The sequence below is a fragment of the Chitinophaga caseinilytica genome (assembly GCF_038396765.1).
GTDB classification, from domain to species: domain Bacteria; phylum Bacteroidota; class Bacteroidia; order Chitinophagales; family Chitinophagaceae; genus Chitinophaga; species Chitinophaga caseinilytica.
In genome coordinates this window covers 1,614,841-1,636,099 of the sequence record NZ_CP150096.1, presented here as the reverse complement: position 1 = coordinate 1,636,099, position 21,259 = coordinate 1,614,841, and the positions used below count along the sequence as shown (strand labels likewise).

Genomic DNA, 21,259 nt, shown 5'->3' with positions numbered 1-21,259 from the left:
ATTTGTCAATTGATGGCGCCGAGTGCCTGGGCGAGATCGCTGATGAGGACGCCCGGCTCTTCCAGCCCGATGTACAACCGTACCATCCTGTGTTTCGGTATGGCGGGGTCGAATTCGTTTTCCGCCAGGGAGGCGCAGGCCGGGAACGCCAGCGACTCGTGGCCGCCCCAGGAAACCGCCATGAGAAAGCGTTGTAGCCCGTTGCAGAACGCCTCCACCTGCTCCCGCCTTTCCACTTTCAGCTGGATGGTGATGAGCCCGGCGGCGCCGTGCATCTGCTTTTTCGCCAGTTCATATTGCGGGAAGCCGGGGTCCATCGGGAAAATAACCCTTTCGATCTCCGGTTGTTCCTTCAGCCATTCGCAGATCGTTTTCGTGCTCGCCGCGCTGCGCTCCAGCCGGATTTCCAGCGTACGGAGCCCCCGCAGCAGCAACCACGCGTTGAACGGCGCGATGCCGCTGCCGATATTGAGCAGTTCCGACATGAATATCTTCCGGATCATTTCCTCCCGCCCCGTAAGCACCCCGGCCATAGTATCGCTATGGCCGCTGATGAACTTCGTGGCCGACTGCAGGCACAGATCGATGCCCAGTTCGTGCGGCCGCTGGAAAATAGGAGTGCAGTAACTGTTGTCGATCATCGTCACGATCCCCTTTTCCTTCGCCAGCGCCGCAACCGCGGCTATATCCTGCAACTCGAAAGTGAACGAATTGGGGGATTCGAGATAGATGAGGCGGGTATTGGGCTGGAGGGCGTTGCGGAAATTCGCGGTATCCGTTCCGTCCACGAACGTAGTTGTAACCCCGAACCGGGGCAGGATGCTCGTGAACAGCTGGCCGGCCCAGTTGTAGGGATCGCGGACAGACACGATATGATCGCCCTGCTGAACCTGCGACAGCACCGCCGCGAAAATGGCAGCCGCGCCGCTGCCGAAGATCAGCGCGTCTTCCGCGCCATCCAGCGCCGCCAGTTTCTTCCGCAGGATATCGATCGTTGGGTTGTTGCCCCTCGTGTACAGGAAGCCTTTATATTCATCCCGCAACAAATCCCGCATCTCGCCCACAGATTTGAACGCAAAGTTGCTGCTTTGCATAATGGGTGGTGCAATGGCATTGAAATACTGCTCCCGGTCTTCTCCCAGTTGGTTTATTATAAATGAAAGGTCCATATGTCAAACTGATAGCGCTAATTTCGCCGCCGTACGGCATAGCGCATGAAAAAATAAATGGGTAGTCCCGCTACAAACCAAAACATCCCTCCGAGCGCCTGGTTTAGATCTTTTATAAAAATATTGACGGTTACGAATAAATACACGGTGATGAAAATGGCGGGGACGACGGGGTAGAACTTCATTTTGTAGATGCCCGTTCCGTCGAGGTGCGCCGTTTTCTTCCGGAGCACAAATATCGTGGCTGCAGCTGAAGCAAGGCCAATTGAGTCAAAAAGCATGACATATTGGATAATATTGTCGAAGTTGCTGAGGAAATACAGCATGCCGACGATGAGCAGCGCAAAGGTGGTGAGCGCCACTTCCTGTACCTGGGTCTTGGAATTGACCCGTCTGAAAACACCCGGCAGCACGCCGTCTTCGGCCATCGCGTAATACATCCGGGGGTTAGACATGAGGTTGACGTTGGCGTATCCCAGCACCGACAAAAACAGCAGTACCGAAGTTACCTTGAAGCCATATTCCCCGAAAAACGCTTCGGCCATCCGGGCGGCCAGGGCTTCGGTGGTTTTCAGCTGCTCGAACCCGATCACTTTCACGTAGGCGTAATTGACCGTGAGGTACAGCAGCAAAATGATCCCGATCCCCAGCAGGATGGAGCGCGGCATGTTTTTCGACGGGTCGCGGACGTCTGACCCGAAGTTGATCGTTTGCTGATAACCGCCATAGGTGAAGAAAACCGGCACGAGCGCGGCCCCGAAGATGTACGCCCAGCTGTGCTCCGCCACCGAAACGGCCGCCACGGCCGGCGGTGCCACGTGGCTGCTGAAGGCCGCCAGGCAGAGCAGCAGCACGAGGGTCATTTTGAAAACCGTAAGCACGTTCTGCCAGCTGGCGCTCATGCGGATGCCGAGCATATTAATGATATACAGCACGATCACGGCCGTGATGGCGATGGTTTTACGCCCGCCTTCATGCTGCATCGATCCGGGAAGGATCACGGGGCCGATGTATTCCGCGCCCACGATGCAAACCGCCGCGATGGAAGCGGCGTTTGAAATGACGAGGGTCCAGTTGATCATGAAAGAATACGCGGGGTGGAAGCCGACCGACAGCACTTTATAAAACCCGCCTGCCACGGGGAACCGGGAGCCGATCTCGGCATAGGTGAGGGCGCCGCAGAGCGTGACGAGCCCTCCCAGCACCCAAACCATGTAGAATAATTGCGGCGTGCCCGTTTCGCGGGCCACGCTGACCGGCGTGCGAAATATTCCCATCCCGATGACCAGTCCGACAACGATCATGGTAAGGTCGAACGGCCCGAGTTTCGGTTTGATGCTCATGATATACAAGATAACCGATTAACGCTGTATTTACCAAAATATGCGTAGGTTTGCCGCCGGTACACGGTTGCCAGGTCCCTTTCCGGGGCCGGCATTAATAGGGAATCCGGTGAAAATCCGGAGCTATCCCCGTAGCTGTAAGCCCGCAATTAACGTTTTCCAGGACCCCAGCCACTGTTCCGGCACATCGGAACGGGAAGGCCTCCCGGGAAGCGGGCGAAGCCAGAAGACCTGCCGCATACCACTTTTTAATCCGCGCTTTCGGGTGAAAAGCGGAGGGCATATGCGGCATTGCTGCCATCATACGTACTTTTCAATTCTCCCCGGCGCCACTGATTTTTTTACAATCTATGGCCTACATGAAAAAAACACACCTGGTCCTGACCGCCGGCATCCTCGCCGCTGGGCACACCGCGCAGTCGCAAGACTCCACACAGGTTTCCCAACTCAACACGGTTGTGGTAACCGCTACCAAGTTCAACAAAAAACAATCCGAAACCGGTAAGGTGCTCACCATCATCGGGCCCCAGACCATCGGGCACAACATGGGCCGCACCGTGGCAGATGTGCTCAACGAGCAGGCCGGCATCGTGATCGGCGGGGCTTTCTCCAACCCCGGCAAAAACCGCGAAGTCTACTTCCGCGGCGCCACCTCCCAGTACACCACCATCCTCATGGACGGCATCCCCGTGGCGGATGCTACCGGGCTGACAGGGAACGCCATCGACCTGCGCTTCCTGCCCATCGACCAGGTAGAACGTATCGAGATCCTCCGGGGAACATCTACCACCCTGTACGGCTCGGATGCCATCGCCGGCGTGATCAACATCATCACCAAAAAAGGCGGCATCAAACCCGTTAATGTATACGGCGACCTGGTTTACGGCTCCAACCGCAGCCTCAAAGGCTCCGCAGGCCTTCGCGGCAAACAGGACAATGTAGACTACAACATCAGCTTCACCCACTTCACGACCGACGGTATTTCCGAAGCGGCAGATACGACCGGCACCGGCGATTTCGACCGCGACGGGTACTCATCCAACGGCCTCAACGCCACCGTCGGCATCCAGGCCACCGAAAACCTCCGCCTGCAGCCATTCCTGTTCTTCAGCGACTATAAAAGCAATTTCGACGGCGGATCGTTCGTGGACAGCAAGCTCAACAAGAATAAATCCAACGCGCTGCATTCCGGCATCCGTGCGCAATACGACCTTTCGAAAGGCGCCATCTTCGGGAATTTCGCGTACCAGAAAGTAACCCGCGACGATGAAACTGATTGGGGCAAGACCTTTACGGACGGGCGCGCCTATTACGGCGACCTGTACGGTCATTACGACATTACCAGCTGGTTCCAGGTGATGGCCGGCGCAGAATACCGGAAATCCGAGCTCACCGACACCGCCAATTTCAAGGACGTGAAATACCGCACCCGGGAGCAACATTCCATCAGTCCGTATGTGGCCCTGTTCCTCAAAAACCTGCATGGTTTCAACATGGAGCTCGGCGGGCGGTACACCCTGCACAGCCAGTTCGGCAACCAGTTCACCTACACCATCAACCCCAGCTACGTGTTTTCGGACAAGTTCAAAGTGTTCGCCAGCGTGGCTTCCGGGTTTAAAGCACCTACCCTCACTTCACTCTACAGCATTTACGGCAACAAAGACCTGAAAGCGGAAGATGCCGTGAGCTATGAAGCCGGTGCGCAGACGTTCCTGTTCAATAACAAGCTGGACCTTCGCGTGGTAGGCTTCCGCAGGAACATCAAGAACCAGATCTCCTACATCAACTACAAATACATCAACTACAACCAGCAGAAAGACAAAGGCGTGGAAGTGGAAGTGATCGCCCATCCCATCGAAAACCTGACCGTGAAAGGGTTTTACGCGTATGTAGACGGCGAAGTGACGACCGTTGGCGGTAGCGGAAAAGACACGACCTATTCCAACCTCATCCGCCGGCCCAACCATACCGGCCAGATCGAGATCGGGTTCCAGGCCACCAAAAAGCTGTTTGTCAGCACCACCGTAAAGCATACCGGCACCCGTAACGACCTGTTCTACAAATTCCCCCAGTCGGAATACGTGGCGCTGGACCCTTACACCATGTGGAACGCTTATGTGGAATACAACCTGGGCAAGGCACGCGTGTTCTTCAACGCAAATAATATCACCAATAACAAAAAATATTGGGAAATTTACGGCTACGCCACCCTCGGCTTCAACATGCAGAGCGGCGTATCTTTTTCATTCTGATTTAAAAACTGACGCATGTCCATCAAACAAATCCAACCGCGTTTCATCGTATTACTGCTTTTCATCGTAGCGGGCGGCGTGCTGCGCGTGCTTGCCGCAGGCCAGCTCACTCCTTTCTCCAACTTTTCCCCGCTGGGCGCCATGGCGCTTTTCGGCGGCGCGATGTTCGCCGATAAATGGAAGAGCTACCTGTTCCCTTTGCTGGCGCTTTTCCTCAGCGATGTGATCATGATGAAAACGGTGTATGCGGCGTATGCGGACGGTTTCCTGTTCGAAGGCTGGTACTGGAATTATATCGGCTTCGCCGCGATGGTGCTCATTGGCCAGCTGGTGATCCGCAATGTAAAGGTGCTCCCCGTTCTCGGCGCTTCCATCCTCGCAGCGATCGTGTACTGGCTGATCGTGGACTTCGGCACCTGGATGCGCCCTACCAGCATCGACATGACCACCGGCCTGCCCTTCAGCCGCGATTTCGCCGGCCTCATGAAGTGCTACGCCCTGGGCATCCCCTTCATCAAAAACACCCTGATCTCCAATGTCGTGTACAGCGGCATCTTTTTCGGCCTGTTCAGCTGGCTGGAAAACAGGGTCCCGGCGCTTTCCGCCCGATAATATCACGAAAAGGCCGGCCGCAAACCGGCCTTTTCCCTTTCCACCCAACCACCCGATCCTGATATGACCGCCAGTTCCTTCCTCCCCGCCGCTACGCAAATGATCTACGACATGGGCCTCCAGCACCTGCTCGACGGCATCACATTCGAATGCCCGACCGCCGCACTGGCCGAAAAGCAGAAAGTGGTCCGCTGTGTGCTCGAAGACAAACATTACAGCAGCGAGGAAATCGACCGGATATTCTCCGCTTCCAAAGCGCAGGGCAAAAGCCTCTATTACGTAGACGAACCGCTGCTGGCCTCCATCTCGCCCGACGTGATTTTCACGCAGGACGTGTGTGAAGTTTGCCAGATCGATACGCACTGCACGCAGCAGGCCGTCTACAAACTGGACAAGCAGCCCGCGCTCGTGAGCCTCAGTCCCAATAACCTCGACGATGTTTTCCAGTGCGCCATTACCATCGGCCGCGCCCTCGGCGAGGAAGCTGCTGCTTTCGCATACGTGACCGCGCTCCAGCAAAGGCTCGACGCCGTGGTGGACCACCTTCGCCAGCACCGCTCGCCCCTCCGCCGCGTGATGATCATGGAATGGATGGCGCCGGTTTACAACTGCGGGCACTGGATCCCTTACCAGGTGGCCTACGCAGGCGGGGTCGATATGCTGTCTAACCCCGCTGGCGACTCCATCGTTACGCCCTGGGAAAAAATCTTCCGCTACGATCCCGAAGTGCTCGTGATCGCACCCTGCGGGTTCCTTACCGGCCGCTCGCTCGACGAGCTGGACCTCGTCACCAAAGTACCGGGCTGGGAAAACCTCCAGGCCGTCCGCAACAACGAAGTCCATCTCGCGGATTACGATCTTTTCACCCAACCCAGCGCCAGTACCCTCACGGATGGCGTGGAAGTGCTCGCGCACCTCTTCCATCCCCACATCTTCCCCCCGCCGCAACACTTGCAACATAAATTCCGCTCCATCGATCCCCGGGCGGTGACCGCATAAAAAAAGGGCCTTCCAGACGGAAGGCCCTTTGCTTTTCAATCACTGTTTACTTGATCAACCACATATCGCCGTTGATATCGTCTGTGCCGCCGAACTGCCGTTGCAGCGCGGCTTTCACCTGGTCGTTATTGGTTTGGTACTCGCGCTGCGGATAGAGCCAGCGCCGGGGGATTTTTCCGCCGTTGGCATTGGCCGGCCCTACATCGAACGTCGGGATGCCGGTGCGGCGGTACTGGTAATACGCCTGGCGCCCGGAGTTCATGAAGAACGCGAGGTATTTCTGCAGGAGGATCTGCTTCAATCCATCGGCGTTATTGCCTTTGTATTGCGCTTTCGGCGTGGCGGCGTACCAGTTATTGAATACGTCTTCGCCCAGTCCGTAAAACGCGAACGAAGCCTTGATCCCTTTCTTGTACCAGCTTTCCGCGTCGCCGGGCGCCCATCCGCGCTGAATGGCTTCGGCGATGGAGAAGCAGGTTTCCGGGAAGCCCAGCTGGATGCAGGGCTCACCGCTGCCCGTCTGCCAATAGCGGCGCTCGTTGCCGTATGAAAGGTAACCGTTGGCGTTCTGCGACGAGAGATCGCTCAGCACATCGCCCGTTCTGCCGCCTTTGTAGGAAGAAAACCGCGTGGCGAAACCAGGGATGTTGTGATGCTTGGCCGTATCCACCGGCTCGGCGATCTCGAAAGTGCGGGGATCTTTATAGGCCACCATCGTGTCGAGGTAAGTGGCGCCCATATTGTTCCGGCCACGATCGAACCCGCGATTATAGGGCCCGAGCGGATATCGGTTGTCCTGGATGTTGCCGTTGAACACCACCTGGTAGTTGTCCGCATTCGCTTCCATGATCGGGAAATTCGCGGGAGCGGCGAGGATGGCGGCGAATTTGGCTTTCACCTGGAGGTCGGCATCGTCTGCATGTTTGCTGAGGTTGATGAGTACGCGCAGGCGTGTGGAATTGATGAGCTTGTGCCATTTGTCGAGGTCGCCGTCGAACATAAAATCGCCATTGATCTTGTTCCGTTTGGCGGCGTCGAGGAAAGCTTTCATTTCAGCGGCGGCGGATTCCAGCAGGGCCAGGCTCTGGCGGAACACTTCCTTCTGCGCGTCGTATTTGGGCGTAAAGTTTTCGTTGCCCGACTGCATGGCTTCGCTCATGGGAATGTCGCCGAACTTCATCGTCATATCGATATAGCACCAGGCTTTCAGGAATTTCGCGATGATGAGGTAAGGCTTGTTTTCGTCTCCACCCAGGCGGTTCGCTTCCTCTTCCATTTTCTGGATGTTGCGCAACACGTTGTACCGCATGCCCGTGGAGCTCCAGTTGTAGCCCTGGCTGGCATAGTAGTCGAAGTTGGAGACCCAGAACTGGTTTTCGCGCTGCGCCTGGTCCCAGGGGTTTTCTTTGAGGTCGATCAGCACGCCGGTGAGCAAAAGCGTGGGCGGGGAAACAGTGGGCTTGTTCGGGTTGTCTTGCAGCCCTTCGAACTTTTTGCACGACGCGGCACCCAAAGCCAGCGCGGCACATATGAGGATGTTGGTAAGTTGTTTCATGTGATGTTTTTTGCGGGATCAGAAGGAAAAATTCAGGTTGATGCCATAGCTTTTCACGGAAGGCGTCTGCAATCCGTTGTTGCCTTCGATGAACTGGTCGAGGTCGATGTTCTTGTACTTGGTGAAATACATGAGGTTCCGCGCCACGAACGATACGTTGGCGGATTTGAACGGCGTCCGCGACAGCTTGCTGGCCGGCAGGTTGTAGGTGAGCGTAACATCGCGGAGCTTCACGAAGGTCTGATCGATGACGTTGGAAATCTCGGCCCCCATGAGGTTGTAAGCCCAGTCCTGGAACGTGGTCTTATTGGTATTGGTCGCAAATTCCCGGGTATCGGAGATCACGTTGCCGTCGCCGTCGCGCTTCAGTTCCCCTTTGGTCACGATCACGCCATCGCCCGTCCAGTGCGGGATCGGTTTCCCGGTAACGGGGTCGCGGAGCGCGTCTTTCTCCCTTTCGGCAGGCCCGGCGTCTGGGTGACGGCCGCCCTGCCAGAGTTTCTGGTTCACGTAGTTCAGCGTTTTGCCGCCAACGCGCCCGTCGAGCAGGAAAGAGAACCGCCAGTCGCCCAAAGTGAAGGTATTGCTGAGGCCGCCGAACCAGTCGGGCGTAAAATATCCTACTTTCTTCGGCAGCGGATCTTTCACCGGCAGACCATTGCTGCCATACACGATCTTCCCGTCGGGCGAGCGGTAGAAATCGGTGGTGTAATAAGCGTCGGAGCGCTCGCCAACCTTGATGTAGCCCAGCTTCTGCTGGTCGCCGTAAATCTCCTGCAGATAAGGCTTGTAGGTTGTCCAGTTCACCATCACGTCCCACTTGAATTTCCCGGAGGAAACGGGTGTTCCGTTCAGCGTCACTTCCACGCCGCGGCGCATATACTTCAGGCCGTTCAGTTTTTTCGACAGGTAGCCGGAAGTCTCGGAAACGGGATTATCGAACACCTGCGGGCCATCCACCGCGCGGTAATACGCCACATCCAACCCGAGCCTGTTTTTCAGCAGGCGCATGTCCGTTCCCACTTCGAAAGAGGTACTGAAATACGGCTTGATCTGGTCGTTGAAGATTTTGTCGGCATAATAAGCGGAAGGCATGTTGGCCCAGCGGGTGCCGAGGGTGTAGTTGGCGATGTTGGAATAGATGGAAAGGTCTGCGCCCACGCGCGCCCAGGATCCGCGCACTTTCCAGTAGTTGATCACTTCAGGCAGTTTCACCATTTCGGACACGATGCCGCTCAGCGATACGGAGGGGTAGAAATACGTGTTGTTGCTGAGGGGCAAGGTGGAAGAGTGGTCCATCCTGCCGGTAAGGCCGAGGAAGAGATAGTTCCGGTACGAAAGGTCTACCGAAGCATAGGCGCTTCCCACTTGCTGCGTGGCGGTATAGTTGGTGGGCTTGCGCTGCTCGCTGGTGTTCTCGAAGTTGTACCACATCGGGATGAGCAGGTCAGCCGTTTCCCCGTAGATGTTCCGGGTGTTCAGCGTCCGGAGGTTGGCGCCGGCGTGGGCCGACAGCTCGAAGTGACGGCCGAAGTCCTTGTCGTACGTCAACAGGAAATCGGTATTGTTCTCAAAGTTGTACGTCCACCATTCGCGGTACTTCCCTTTCAGGTTGGCTTCGTAGGCGCCGGCGGAATAGGGGAGCTTGTTGCTTTCGTAGAGGTTGCTGGTATTGATATGCGTGCGCAGCATGGCATTGAAGTTCTTCGCGATCTTGTAGTTCGCGGAAATGTAGCCGTACACATCGTCTTTATAATATCCGCGCAACCATTCGTTGGCGATGAACCAGGGGTTGTTGTAGCGGAAATACTCGAAGTTGTACTGCTGGATGCCCTCTTTCCCTTTCTGCCAGTAGTTCTTCAGGTCGCGCACGTCGAAATCGGCGCCACCCCAGATGGTCAGATAGTAAATGAAGCTGTTGGGGCCATACGCCAGGTTGGGAAAGTTGGGCGTGTATTGTTTGTTGTAATTGATGTTCACGTCTACCCGCAACCGGTCCGTGAAATTCACGCCGCCCGCCAGGTTCACGTTGGTGATGTTGACGTGGGTGTTGGGCACCTGGCCGCGCTGGTAGGTATGTGAAGCTGAAAGTCGGATGTCCGTTTTTTCGTTCCTCGACGATACGGCTACGTTGGCGGTAGACAGGAAACCGTTGCGGAGGAAGTTGCGGAGGTTGTTGGGCCCGCGCTGCAGCCAGGGCGTGGGAATGGGTTTGCCGGTGGCGGGATCGATGGGACTGTCGAATTGGGGGAGCTCTTTCCATCCGCTGGCGGTGGAAGGGTCTTTCACGTTGAATTTCGGGCCCCACTGGTTGTAGTCCACGTCGTTGATGCCGCCGCCTTTACCGTCGCCGAAGGCATATTCGCCGTAATCGCCGGGGCCGTAATCGTTCTGGGTTTCGGGGATGGCGTTGTACCCGGCCTGCAATTGCTGGCTGGTGTTGAAATCGACGCGGGTGCCGGAGGTGCCGCGCTTGGTGGTGATCTGGATGGCGCCGTTCACACCGCGGGAGCCGTAGAGCGCGGAGGCTGTGGGGCCTTTGAGCACGGAATACGACTCGATGTCGTCCGGACTGAGGTTCCAGGAATCGGAGCTGATGGGCACCCCGTCTACGACGATAAGCGGTTTCACGCCGCGGAGGCGGATGTCTGGGTTGCCGAAGAGGTTGGGATTGGAAGCGATGAGCAGGCCAGACACTTTGCCCGAGAGGGAGTTGACGGCATTGGGCTCACGGGCTTTCACGAGGTCGGCCCCTTTTACTTCCTGCACGGAAAAACCGACGGCTTTCTTTTCTTTCTTGATGCCGAGGGCCGTTACCACAACTTCATCGAGCGATTTTTTGTCGGTGGCGAGGGTTACGGAAAGGGAGGATTGTCCTGCCACGGGTACTTCCTGCCGGAGGAACCCGAGCGAAGAGAAAACGAGCACGGCGTCGGACGCGCAGCTGATGGAGAATTTGCCGTCGGCGTCGGTGACGGTGCCGGTGTTTCCGCCTTTGACTTTAACGGTGACGCCGGGGACCGGCTGACTGTCTTCGGACACGACCTTGCCCGAAACCAGTGTTTGCGCCCATGCGGGGATGCATGGCAGCGCGAGGATGAGCGCCAGGAGGGCTACCCTGAGAAGTGGTTGTAAAATGTAATGCATAAAAAGGAAAGGATTAAACGGTTTGCGAATACAAAAATGGGGACGATGTATAAACCAAATGTTAAGTATTACTAAATTTAATAGTATAGAAATATTAAAATAATAATTCCTTAACACGCTAAACTCCGTGGAAAAAACCAAACGCGCGAACTTCGTTCAATAGCAATCTGACAGCCTATTACAGTAGATTTTGATCTAGTTTTAAAAATTCTACGTGGAAACCTTTCCCGAATTTAAAGAATTTTCATAATTTACAAATATTAAACTCGAAGAGGGTGACAGGTTGGATATACTAAACACACGTTACTATGATCCACAAAAGGCTTCAACAACCGTCGGGCATATTTTTCATCGCCTGGTGCCTCCTTGCCTCCTTCGGCACGTATTTCTGTATGTATGCATTCCGGAAGCCCTTTAATACCGGGCTTTATGAGGGGCTGACCCTGTTCGGGCTGGGGTACAAAACGGTGCTGATCATCGCGCAGGTAATGGGGTATATGGTCTCCAAGTTCGCCGGCATCAAGATAATTTCAGAATTGCGCCCGGAGCAGCGCATCCGGCTGGTGGCGTGCCTGATCGGGTTTGCATTGCTGGCGCTGCTGGGGTTCGCGCTCGTTCCCTATCCCTATAATTTCTTCTTCCTTTTCCTCAACGGCCTCCCCCTGGGGATGGTCTGGGGCGTCATCTTCAGCTTCCTGGAAGGCCGCCGCTTCACGGAGATCCTGGGCATGGGGCTCAGCATTTCCATCATCGCCGCCTCCGGCATCCTGAAAACCATTTACCTGGAGATACAATCGCTGCTCCCGTGGATCACCGAATTCTGGATGCCCTTCGTCATCGGCCTCCTGTTTATCCCGCTCACCTGCCTGTTCATCTGGATGCTCTCCGTCATCCCCGCCCCCAGCGAAACGGATAAGCTCCTCCGCGCTGAGCGCGCACCCATGACCCCGGCCGATAAGTCAGACATCGTACGGAACTTCTGGCCCGGGCTGCTCTGCATCCTCCTTATCTATTGCCTGCTCACCACCCTCCGCGATTTCCGCGACAATTTCAGCGTGGAAATCTGGAACGAGATCGGCGGCAACCACTGGAGCCGCGGCATCCTCGCACAAACGGAGCTCATCAGCACGGTGATCGTAGTGGCCTGCGTGTCTTGCCTGTCGCTCATCCGTAATAATATCCGTGGATTGTGGGCCACCAAGGGCCTTATCGCGATCGGCATCCTCATGACAGGCGCCAGCACACTGCTCTACCACCGCCAGGCCATCGGCCCCTACAGCTGGATGCTGACGCTGGGCACAGGACTGTTCCTCGCATACATCCCCATCCAGGTGGCACTGTTCGAAAGGCTGATCGCGCTGTTCAAACTGAAAGCCAACGCCGGATTTTTCGTGTACGGCTGCGACGCCATCGGATACCTCGGCAGTGTGGGACTTTTGCTCTACCGTGAGTTTTTCATGAAAGACCTCCGCTGGAGCCGCGTGCTCATGCAGTTCAGCTACCTGCTCTGCTTCGCCTGTCTTGCCCTGTTAATCACCGCTTTCGTATATTTCAACCGCAAACACGGCATCCGCAACCTCTTCCGCAAAACGGAAGCGCCCGTAACGCCGAACCTGCACAACTTTACAATACATTTATGAAGAAACTGTTATTCACACCCGGCCCGCTCACCACTTCGCACTCCGTAAAAGCCGCAGCCATGGAAGATATGGGCTCGCGCGACGCCGCGTTCGTGACCACCGTGAAAGAGATCCGCGAAGCATTGCCGGTACTGGGCCATGTGTCGAAAGAAGAAGGGTATGAAACCGTGCTGATGCAGGGCTCCGGCACCTTCGGCGTGGAAAGCGTCATCAGCAGCACCATCGGCGAAAACGATCACCTCCTGGTTTTGAGCAACGGCGCTTACGGCGAGCGCATCGTAAAAATGTGCGCCATCCACAAACTGCCGCACACCGTGCTCCGCTTCGAAGAAGACGAAATAACAGACCCCGCCGCCGTGCGCCGCCAGCTGGAACAGGCGCCCCACATCACGCATGTGGCCTGCATCCACAGCGAAACCACTACCGGGCTTTTCAATCCCATCGAAGCCATCGGCGCCATTTGCGCGGAGCTCGGCAAAACGTTCATCGTAGATGCCATGAGCAGCTTCGGCGGCGTGGAGATCGACATCCGCAAGGCTCATATCCAGTTCCTCGTATCCTCATCCAACAAATGCATCGAAGGCATTCCCGGGTTCGCGTTCGTGATCGCGGAAAAAGTTGCGCTCCTCAAAACGAAAGGCCAGGCGCGCAGCCTCAGCCTCGATCTGTATGAACAATGGAACGGCCTCGAAACGAACGGACAATTCCGCTTCACCCCGCCCACGCTCAGCATCATGGCTTTCCGCCAGGCGATGCGCGAACTGGAGGAAGAAGGCGGCATCCCCGCACGCGAGGCGCGCTACCGCAAAAACAAGGAAACGCTCGACAAGGGGATGGAAGCCCTCGGCTTCGTGCAGTACCTGCGCCCGGAAATCCAGGGGCACATCATCACGTCGTTCCTCTATCCCAACGATCCCTCCTTCCAATTCGAAGCATTCTACCAGGCACTGAGCGATCGCAACTTCGTCATCTATCCCGGCAAACTGAGCAAAACCAACGCTTTCCGCATCGGCAACATCGGCCAGATCTTCCCGGAAGACGTTTCCGCGCTCGTGCAGGCCATCGGTGAGATCATGCAAAAAGAAGCTGCTCTTTCCAAATAACCATTTTTCAACGCAACTAAAAAAGGCGCATCCATCACCGGGTGCGCCTTTACCTTTTTCCGCAAAAAAAGAAAACGGCCACGGAAATCCGCGGCCGTAATCATGCAAACAATAACAGAGCACCTGCTACCAGGGCAGTGAAAATGTTTTGACGTATGTGAAGCATTTCATGGCTTCGATCACTCCTTCCTTGATGCCCAAACCGGAATCCTTGATGCCGCCGAAGGGCGAGCTTTCGATCCGGTAACCGGGCACTTCGTTGATGTTGACCGTTCCCATGCGGAGATTTTTCACCGCGTGGAGCGCCTTTTCCATGTCTTTTGTAACAATACCGGAGGAAAGCCCGAAAGCCGTACCATTGGCCAGCTCGATGGCGTCTTCAAGGTTTTTGACTTTCATGACGGGCGCCAGCGGACCGAAAGATTCCTGTACAACCATTTGCGCGTCGCGGGGAACGTCGGTGATAACGGTAGGTTCGAGGAGCGCGCCGGTCCTGCGGCCGCCGATGCGCACTTTCGCGCCCTGGGCCACGGCTTTGTTCACCACGTCTTCGAGATATTTTGCCGCGGGCTCGTCGATCACCGTACCAACGCGCGTTTCGGGCAATTCGGGATCGCCGGCCAGGTATTCCTTCGTTTTTTCGATCAGTTTTTCCACGAACGCATCGTGAATGCTTTCCTGCACGAGGATGCGCTTCACCGCGGTACAACGCTGACCGGAGTTGCGGTACGCGCCTTCGGCAGCGAGGGTTACAGCAAGCTCCATATCCGCGTCTTCGAGGATGATCAGCGGATCGTTGCCGCCCAGTTCGAGGATCACTTTCTTATATCCTGCCTGCTTCGCGATGATCTTTCCCACCGCCACGCTGCCGGTGAAGGACACGAGCTCCACGCGCGGGTCTGTCACCAGCACTTCCGCCACTTCCGCCGTAGGCCCGAGCAATACGCTCAGCATGGCCGGCGGCAATCCTGCTTCGTACAGCAGCTCCACGAAACGAACGGCCGTAAGCGGCGTTTTTTCGGAAGGCTTCAGGATGACGGGCGTTCCCGTGGCAATGGCCGGCGCGATCTTGTGCGCCACCTGGTTCAGCGGGTGGTTGAAGGGCGTGATGGCCACCGCGAGCGACAACGGCTCACGCGTAGTGAATATTTTGCGGGCCTTGCCCTGCGGGGAAATGTCGCAGGAGAAGATCTGTCCGTCGTCTTTGAGCGATTCCAATGCCGCGAAGTGCAGCACATCCCGCGCGCGGCCCACTTCATAGCGTGCCTCGCGGAGGGCGAGCCCCGCTTCGGAAGTGATCAGCCGGGCAAATTCCTCTTTACGTTCCTCGAGCAGCTGCCGTGCCTTATCGAGCACCGCGAAGCGTTCGTAGCGCGTTTGTTTTACGTTGGCGGAAAGTCCGGCTACGATGGCAGCTTCGGTGTCTTTCCGGGTAGCCAGCGATACCGTTCCGGCCAGGCGGCCGTTGTACGGGCTGCGCACTTCCAGTTTCTGCGCGGAAATGACGGGTTCGCCGGCGATGTATCCTGTGAGCGACAAAGTTGCGTCTGGTGCAATGGTGTTTGACATAACAGGTATTAATTGAGCGTTGTACCGTTTACGGTAAAATCGAAAACGTCGAAGTTGCGGGGGTCGCCGCCGGCTTTGCTGCGGTAGGCGGCTTTGAGCGGGTGCGAAATGAGCAGGGGCACCATTTCCTCATAACGGCCGCCATGCGAGCGCAGGCCGGAGTCGAGCGCGGAGAGGTCGTGATGCGCGGGGGTGCGGCCTACCACAACGTCGCGGGCGGAAAGCACCACCAGGTCGGCGATGCGGTCTGCGGGTTGCTCCAGCAGGTGAACGGCCATGTCTTTATTATGCACTTCGGTGATACCGGGTTGCGCCTGCAGCCAGCCGGCCACTTCCGTTTCGCTCACACCTTCGGGCAGGTGAACGGCCACGTAGGAACCGAGGGCGCCATGGTGTTTCACGTAAGGGTCGGTGATGGGGCAGATCACGCGGAAGCCGGGGCCGAATTTCTCGGTGAGCATGGTTTCTACGTACAGCACGTTGGGCGTGCCGTCTGCCTTCTGTTTGGCGTTCATGCCATGGTCTGCCGTGGCGCCGATAACGGCCCCTGCGGCCAGGAGCCTTCCCAGCTCATGGTCGATGGCTTCGTAGAACGCCAGCGAGGGACCATCCTCCGGCGCGAAGGTATGTTGCATGTAGTCGGTCAGCGAGAGGTAGAGAAAATCGGCGAGGCCTTTTTCGATGAGGGCAACGCCGGCGCGGAGCACGAAGAGGCTGGCGTCTGCGCTATAGATCGCGGGGGTGGGGAGGCCGAGCACGGTTTCGACGTTGCCAATGCCATGGGTAGCTTCCTGTGCTTGGTTGGCTTTTTCGGCGGAAAACGCGATGCCGGTCATTTTATGGCTGAGGATGTCGCGGAGTTTTTCCTTGGCGGTAACCACCGCTACCTTGCGGCCGGCGTTGGCGGCGGCGGCGAGGATGGTTTCGGAGCGGAGGTATTCCGCGGAGTTCATCATCACTTCCTCTTTACGGTCGGTGTCATAGAAGAAATTCCCGCAAATGCCGTGCACAGCCGGCGTTACGCCCGTTACGATGGAGGAGTTGTTGACGTTGGTGAACGACGGCAATGCGCCGCGGACCATGCCCCGGTAGCCCGAAAGGGTCATTTTTTTCAGGTTGGGCATACGGTCGTGTGCCAGGGTGATATCGAGGTATTCATCGGCGGAGCCGTCGAGGCAGATTACGACTACCGGTTGCGCCGGAGGTGTGTAGGTTTTGCCGTTTACGGTGAAGGATCGGGTGGAAATTGACATATGACTGAGTTTATAAATGCTAACTTTTGAATAGTAAAAGTAAACATTTTTACACAAGTCGGCTGTTAATTTTTTATGAATGATTTCCGCTGTGGAAATTATTTTTCCCCTTCCTGGAAGAAATAAATTACGAGGAGCAGGGCGGTATCGTCGCCCACATTGGAGGGTTTATGGCCGAGGCGGCCGTCGAAGAAGATGGAATCGCCGGCTTCGAGGATGTATTTTTCGTTGTTGATGAGGTATTCCACGGTGCCTGAGATCACGTATTTGTATTCGTAGGCGTCCGTTTTCACGATCTGGTTGCGGCGGGCGCCGGGTTTCAGTTCGAGGAGCACTACGTCTGTGGGGCCGCCTTTGATGTTACGGGTGAGGACCCTTTTATAGAGGAATCCTTTCGCGTTTTCCTTTTCGAAGTGCTGGTATTGGTCTTTTTTGATGATGAGGACCTTGGCCGCTTGTTTTTGCTGGTTGATGTCGTTGAAAAACTCGTTCATGTCCAGGTTGAGGGCCCGGATGATATTGACGAGCACGAGCAGGGAGGGAACGGTGCGGTTGTTCTCGATCTGGGAAATGAGGCCTTTGCTCACGTCTGCTTTATTGGCCAGTTCCTGCACCGTAATGCCTTTCGCCTTCCGTTTTTCCTTGATTTTATTGCTGATCTGAATGATGATGTCTTCCTGCATCGTATGTTCGTTTTACCTGGATGAAATTCGCCGATATTCCCGCCAAATTAGCTATTTTAAGGCATATTCGCCTGATAGAAAACCTTACTTTTGCCAAAATTTCATCATATGTTCAGTATCGACCAGATCGTTACCGTTAGTTTTACCCTGTTTGCCGTGATCGATATCCTGGGGTCTATCCCGGTTTTGCTGTCGCTAAAGGAAAAGATCGGGGAAATCAATGCCGTGAAGGCCACCCTGGCTTCCGGCGTATTGATGGTGGCGTTTTTATTGGGCGGAAAGGCGTTCCTGAACCTGATGAGCGTAGACCTGCAATCGTTCGCCGTGGCGGGTTCCATCGTGATCTTCATCATCGGCCTGGAAATGATCCTGGGGATCGAGTTCTTCAAAAGCGACCAGGACACCAAGACCGGGAGCCTCGTTCCCATCGCCTTCCCCCTCATCGCCGGCTCGGGCACCCTCACCACCATCATGTCGCTCAAAGCCGATTTCGGGGATTACAACATCCTGGCGGGCATCGTCCTGAACCTGCTGATCATCTACATCGTGCTCCGGTCCCTGAGCTACATCGAGCGCATCCTCGGAAAAGCAGGCCTGATGGTGCTCCGCAAGTTTTTCGGGGTGATATTGCTGGCCATTGCGGTACGTATTTTCAAAAGCAACATCGGCACTTTATAAAATTCTTCCTAAATATTCATTTTTCCATTACATTTGCATTCCTTCAAAAGGCCCGGCCTCGTAGTACAATGGATAGTATAAGAGTTTCCGAAGCTCCAGATACAGGTTCGATTCCTGTCGAGGCTACCAAAAAACCCGCAAACGCTGTTTGCGGGTTTTTCTTTTCATAAGCGCCAGCCACCCGATCACCAACCACATATGACCCGAAAGTTCCAGGCACGTTACATCCGGAATCATTACATTTAAACCCAAATTCCTATACCCATGTATACCCAAACTGAAGAAAACGTACTCGGCGAAGAAATCGTGTTGACCGAAGCCTCCACCGGTAAACGATTCGCCAATTTCCTGATCGACCTGGCAGTTTTCTATGCCACCATTTTCCTCATCGCCCTCGTCGCTACCGTGATTTTCGGCCCGGAATTATTCGATTATGAAGAAACTTCCGCCAATTCACTGCTCGACAGGGTGATCACGCTGATCCTTTACGGCATCTTCCTCGGCCTTGTCGAAGGGCTCTGTAAAGGAAAAACCCTCGGTAAACTGATCACCAAAACCCGCGCCGTGAATGCAGACGGCAGTCCCGTTGATTTCGCACATGGATTTAAGCGCGGCCTGGTGCGCATGGTCCCCTTCAACGGATTAAGCGCCTTCGGCAGCCCTTGCTACCCCTGGCACGACAAATGGACGAACACCCTGGTGATCGACGAAAAACAAAGCACCGTCCCCAACGAATCCGGCAACTGATCCTATCGCAGAGATTCCATTTTCACCGAAAAGTGAATCCGGAAACCTTCTGACACCGACTATTTGAAAATACCGGACGCTCGGCACAACACACCGACGCTTCACAATTAAAAAAGCTGACCGATCTAAACCGGTCAGCTTTTTTTTCGAAATGTTTTCCAATCCGTTCCCCCGCTATTTAATCGCATAAATCCTATACGCAACTTTCCCCACGCCGCTCAACCGCCCCACCCCGATAGCAACGGTACGGTTCAGCCAGGCGTATTTCGGGGAACTGGTCTCGAAAACGGGGGTCGACCGGAAATAATAATCCGACGGTGAAAGCGTATGCCCTTTTCCAGCGCCGATAACGGCATTGGTTTTCGCGTCGGCGAACAGGTATCCCTTGTACGCAATGTAGATCAGCGCCCCGTCGTCTGTCTGGATCGTGGCGCGAACGTCCATTTTAAAAGTGAGGGAATCAGCAACGATCCCCCATTCCCCGCCGCCAGGCAGCACTTTCCCGTTGACCTTACCTTTCACAGTACCGCCGTTGACGGGATAGATGACGCGGGTGCCGGGCAATACCTTGCCCACCATTTGTGGCGCCGACAATTCGAGCTCAAAGTCGAAAATAAATTCAGATTTCAGTTCCTGCGAAAATAGCTGCTGCTGAATGCAAGTGGAAAGGATGAAAAGCGTGATAATGAATTTCTGCATATATGTTAGGTTTATGCTTATAAAGATAAATTATGCCCATAAAAAAACGGCGCCCGTCTGCAACAGGCGCCGTGAGGGTTATGACAAAGGAATATAGGCGTTAATGCGTCTGTTTGAGCGCTCCCTGGCTCCGGTCGATCTGCTGTTGCGGAATGGGGAACGTTTCGTCTTTGGTATCGAAAGTAATGTTTTCGAAGGCAGACAGGATATCTCCTTCGAAGCCCGAGTAACTTTCGATCGTTTGCTTGGCGATGCCCCAGCGCACGAGATCGTAGAAGCGATGGCCTTCCAGGGCCAGCTCCAGTCTACGCTCGAAGCGGACCGCGTTGCGCGCCATGTCTTGCGACGTAAACGCCAGGTATGGCTTCACGTTGTAGGCCGCTGCCGGCGTACCGCCCACCGTTCTTCCGGGCAGGTTGGCGGCCCGGGCGCGCACTTTATTTACGAGCGCGAGCGCCGCTGCCAGGTTGTTTTTCTCGACATAGATTTCCGCTGCCATCAGATACACGTCTGCCAAACGGATGATATTCACGTTCAGGCTCGTCACGTAGTTGGCGCCGGCAACCGTTTCGGTGCCGCGGGCCGATGCGTCTACCATGTGTTTCACGGCAACGAACGGACCAGCATACGCCGGGTCGCGGATCCAGGCGTCGCCCGGCATGATGCCCCAGTCGCGGTAAGGAACGCCGCGGCGGCCAACGGTATAATCGAGGCGGGGATCGAATGCGAGGGATTTATTCACCTGGTAGTTATCCTTGGCTGCACCCGTCAGCCCGAAATCGGACAGGTACGGGTTGGTACGATAGCTGCCGTCGAGCATGGGAAGACCAGCGGCGGTTACGCGGAAGGAATTCACCAGGTCGAAAGTAGGCTGGAAAAATCCGCAGCAGGAAACCGGTGCGGTACCATAGAACCCGCCGAGCATATCGCCAACGTTGGCGTTATCGCCGCTACCGTCGGGGTTGATGGCGTGTTGTGCGGCGAAGATGCTTTCAGGGCCGTTTTCCTTCACTACATTGAAGTTATCGTCGAAGGGCAGCGTCGTAATGTCGGGCCTTGCGCCGATAACGGTCGTGAACAACGGCAATGCATCGTCGTACTTTTTCTGGTAGAGGTACACCTTGCCCAGGTACGCCTGCGCAGCGGTCTTGTTGGCACGGCCGGGGTCCGCCATGGTAACCGGGAGATTGTCCATCGCGAATTTGAAGTCGGCCTCGATCTTCGGATACACTTCGCCTTCGTTGGTCACTTTCAATGCGTCTTCAGGCGCCATCGTTTCATCCACATAGGGAAGTTTGGAGAAAGTCCTGCGGAGGAAGAAGTAATAGTGCGCGCGGAGGAAGCGGGCTTCGGCCTCAACTTCCTTGGCCCTTGCGTCGGAGAGTTTGTCGGTAGCACCGGCCTGTACCAGTTTCAGCAACCGCAGCGTGTTGTTACAACGTGCGATGCCTTCGTAATACCGGTTCCACATGATCTCGGTATTATCGTTGGTGGGCGACACATCGTGCAGCTCTACCTGGTTCATGTTGGGCTGGTCGCCGTTATTACTGCCTTTGTGGGCGTTATCGGCACCTACTTCCCCGAACAGCCACTGGCTGGGTGCGGAGGAATAGTTGCCCCAGGTACCGGAAACGTTGCCGTTTACCAGGCCGTATGCGCCCGTCAGCATACCTTCCACACCCCGGGCGGATTTGATCTGATCCTGGCTCAATTCTCCCTGGGGGTTCCTTTCCAGGAAGTCTGCGCCGCAGGAGCCCAGTACTGTAGCGCATGCCACTAATATGATGCTATGAATCCTTTTCATGTTCAA

16 protein-coding genes, 1 tRNA gene and 1 riboswitch are annotated in these 21,259 nt (G+C 55.7%); of the genes, 8 read left to right on the top strand and 9 right to left on the bottom strand.

What is annotated here, in order from left to right:
- Nucleotides 1-5: 5 nt before the first annotated feature.
- Both WJU22_RS07050 and WJU22_RS07045 read right to left on the bottom strand, forming a co-directional pair.
- Nucleotides 6-1,169: a PLP-dependent aspartate aminotransferase family protein gene (locus tag WJU22_RS07050; protein ID WP_341842540.1), complete on the bottom strand. Its 1,164-nt coding sequence runs from the start codon at nt 1,167-1,169 to the stop codon at nt 6-8.
- Between the two features lie 17 nt (nt 1,170-1,186).
- Nucleotides 1,187-2,512 carry an APC family permease gene (locus tag WJU22_RS07045; protein ID WP_341842539.1) on the bottom strand — a complete coding sequence of 442 codons (1,326 nt, stop codon included), beginning with the start codon at nt 2,510-2,512 and terminating at the stop codon, nt 1,187-1,189.
- Between the two features lie 47 nt (nt 2,513-2,559).
- Nucleotides 2,560-2,765: riboswitch (cobalamin riboswitch) on the top strand.
- 106 nt (nt 2,766-2,871) lie between these two features.
- Here WJU22_RS07045 and WJU22_RS07040 point away from each other — a divergent pair.
- The 3 genes from WJU22_RS07040 (at nt 2,872) to WJU22_RS07030 (ending at nt 6,375) form a co-directional block, all read left to right on the top strand.
- A complete protein-coding gene (locus tag WJU22_RS07040; protein ID WP_341842538.1) occupies nt 2,872-4,764 on the top strand; it encodes a TonB-dependent receptor plug domain-containing protein in 1,893 nt (630 codons plus the stop codon).
- Between the two features lie 15 nt (nt 4,765-4,779).
- Entirely contained in the window at nt 4,780-5,376 is a 597-nt protein-coding gene (locus WJU22_RS07035) for a DUF6580 family putative transport protein (RefSeq protein ID WP_341842537.1), read from the top strand.
- Between the two features lie 63 nt (nt 5,377-5,439).
- Nucleotides 5,440-6,375, top strand: coding sequence for an ABC transporter substrate-binding protein (locus WJU22_RS07030; RefSeq protein ID WP_341842536.1), 936 nt, complete (start codon nt 5,440-5,442; stop codon nt 6,373-6,375).
- A 46-nt stretch (nt 6,376-6,421) separates the two neighbouring features.
- Here the strand turns inward: WJU22_RS07030 and WJU22_RS07025 are convergent, their stop codons facing one another.
- On the bottom strand, nt 6,422-7,930 hold the full coding sequence (locus WJU22_RS07025) for a SusD/RagB family nutrient-binding outer membrane lipoprotein (RefSeq protein ID WP_341842535.1): 1,509 nt from the start codon (nt 7,928-7,930) through the stop codon (nt 6,422-6,424).
- Between the two features lie 18 nt (nt 7,931-7,948).
- The gene (locus WJU22_RS07020) at nt 7,949-11,077 is read right to left on the bottom strand and encodes a SusC/RagA family TonB-linked outer membrane protein (RefSeq protein ID WP_341842534.1); all 3,129 of its coding nucleotides are present in this window, start codon (nt 11,075-11,077) and stop codon (nt 7,949-7,951) included.
- Nucleotides 11,078-11,385: 308 nt separating this feature from the next.
- Between WJU22_RS07020 and WJU22_RS07015 the strand changes: the two genes are divergently transcribed.
- Nucleotides 11,386-12,717 (top strand): DUF5690 family protein, encoded by a 1,332-nt coding sequence (locus WJU22_RS07015; RefSeq protein WP_341842533.1) that lies wholly within the window; start codon nt 11,386-11,388, stop codon nt 12,715-12,717.
- Complete coding sequence (locus WJU22_RS07010) at nt 12,714-13,820, top strand: 2-aminoethylphosphonate--pyruvate transaminase (protein ID WP_341842532.1); 1,107 nt, start codon at nt 12,714-12,716, stop codon at nt 13,818-13,820. Before WJU22_RS07015 ends, WJU22_RS07010 begins: the two co-directional genes overlap by 4 nt.
- A gap of 126 nt (nt 13,821-13,946) precedes the next feature.
- Here WJU22_RS07010 and phnY read toward each other — a convergent pair whose 3' ends face one another.
- From phnY to WJU22_RS06995, 3 genes are all read right to left on the bottom strand, one after another.
- Nucleotides 13,947-15,389: a phosphonoacetaldehyde dehydrogenase gene (phnY, locus tag WJU22_RS07005; protein ID WP_341842531.1), complete on the bottom strand. Its 1,443-nt coding sequence runs from the start codon at nt 15,387-15,389 to the stop codon at nt 13,947-13,949.
- 8 nt (nt 15,390-15,397) lie between these two features.
- Nucleotides 15,398-16,642, bottom strand: coding sequence for a phosphonoacetate hydrolase (phnA, locus tag WJU22_RS07000; protein WP_341842530.1), 1,245 nt, complete (start codon nt 16,640-16,642; stop codon nt 15,398-15,400).
- 98 nt (nt 16,643-16,740) lie between these two features.
- Nucleotides 16,741-17,325, bottom strand: a complete 585-nt coding sequence (locus WJU22_RS06995) for a helix-turn-helix domain-containing protein (RefSeq protein ID WP_126245686.1) — start codon at nt 17,323-17,325, stop codon at nt 16,741-16,743.
- Between the two features lie 108 nt (nt 17,326-17,433).
- On the opposite strand from WJU22_RS06995, the gene WJU22_RS06990 reads away from it, so the two are divergent.
- The 3 genes from WJU22_RS06990 (at nt 17,434) to WJU22_RS06980 (ending at nt 18,750) form a co-directional block, all read left to right on the top strand.
- A complete protein-coding gene (locus tag WJU22_RS06990; protein ID WP_341842529.1) occupies nt 17,434-18,003 on the top strand; it encodes a MarC family protein in 570 nt (189 codons plus the stop codon).
- Nucleotides 18,004-18,057: 54 nt separating this feature from the next.
- A tRNA-Arg gene (locus WJU22_RS06985) sits at nt 18,058-18,132 on the top strand.
- A gap of 135 nt (nt 18,133-18,267) precedes the next feature.
- On the top strand, nt 18,268-18,750 hold the full coding sequence (locus tag WJU22_RS06980; protein WP_341842528.1) for an RDD family protein: 483 nt from the start codon (nt 18,268-18,270) through the stop codon (nt 18,748-18,750).
- A 174-nt stretch (nt 18,751-18,924) separates the two neighbouring features.
- Here WJU22_RS06980 and WJU22_RS06975 read toward each other — a convergent pair whose 3' ends face one another.
- Together WJU22_RS06975 and WJU22_RS06970 are read right to left on the bottom strand one after the other, a co-directional pair.
- The gene (locus tag WJU22_RS06975) at nt 18,925-19,449 is read right to left on the bottom strand and encodes a DUF3237 domain-containing protein (protein WP_341842527.1); all 525 of its coding nucleotides are present in this window, start codon (nt 19,447-19,449) and stop codon (nt 18,925-18,927) included.
- Nucleotides 19,450-19,549: 100 nt separating this feature from the next.
- Entirely contained in the window at nt 19,550-21,253 is a 1,704-nt protein-coding gene (locus WJU22_RS06970) for a RagB/SusD family nutrient uptake outer membrane protein (protein ID WP_341842526.1), read from the bottom strand.
- Between the last annotated feature and the right edge of the window lie 6 nt (nt 21,254-21,259).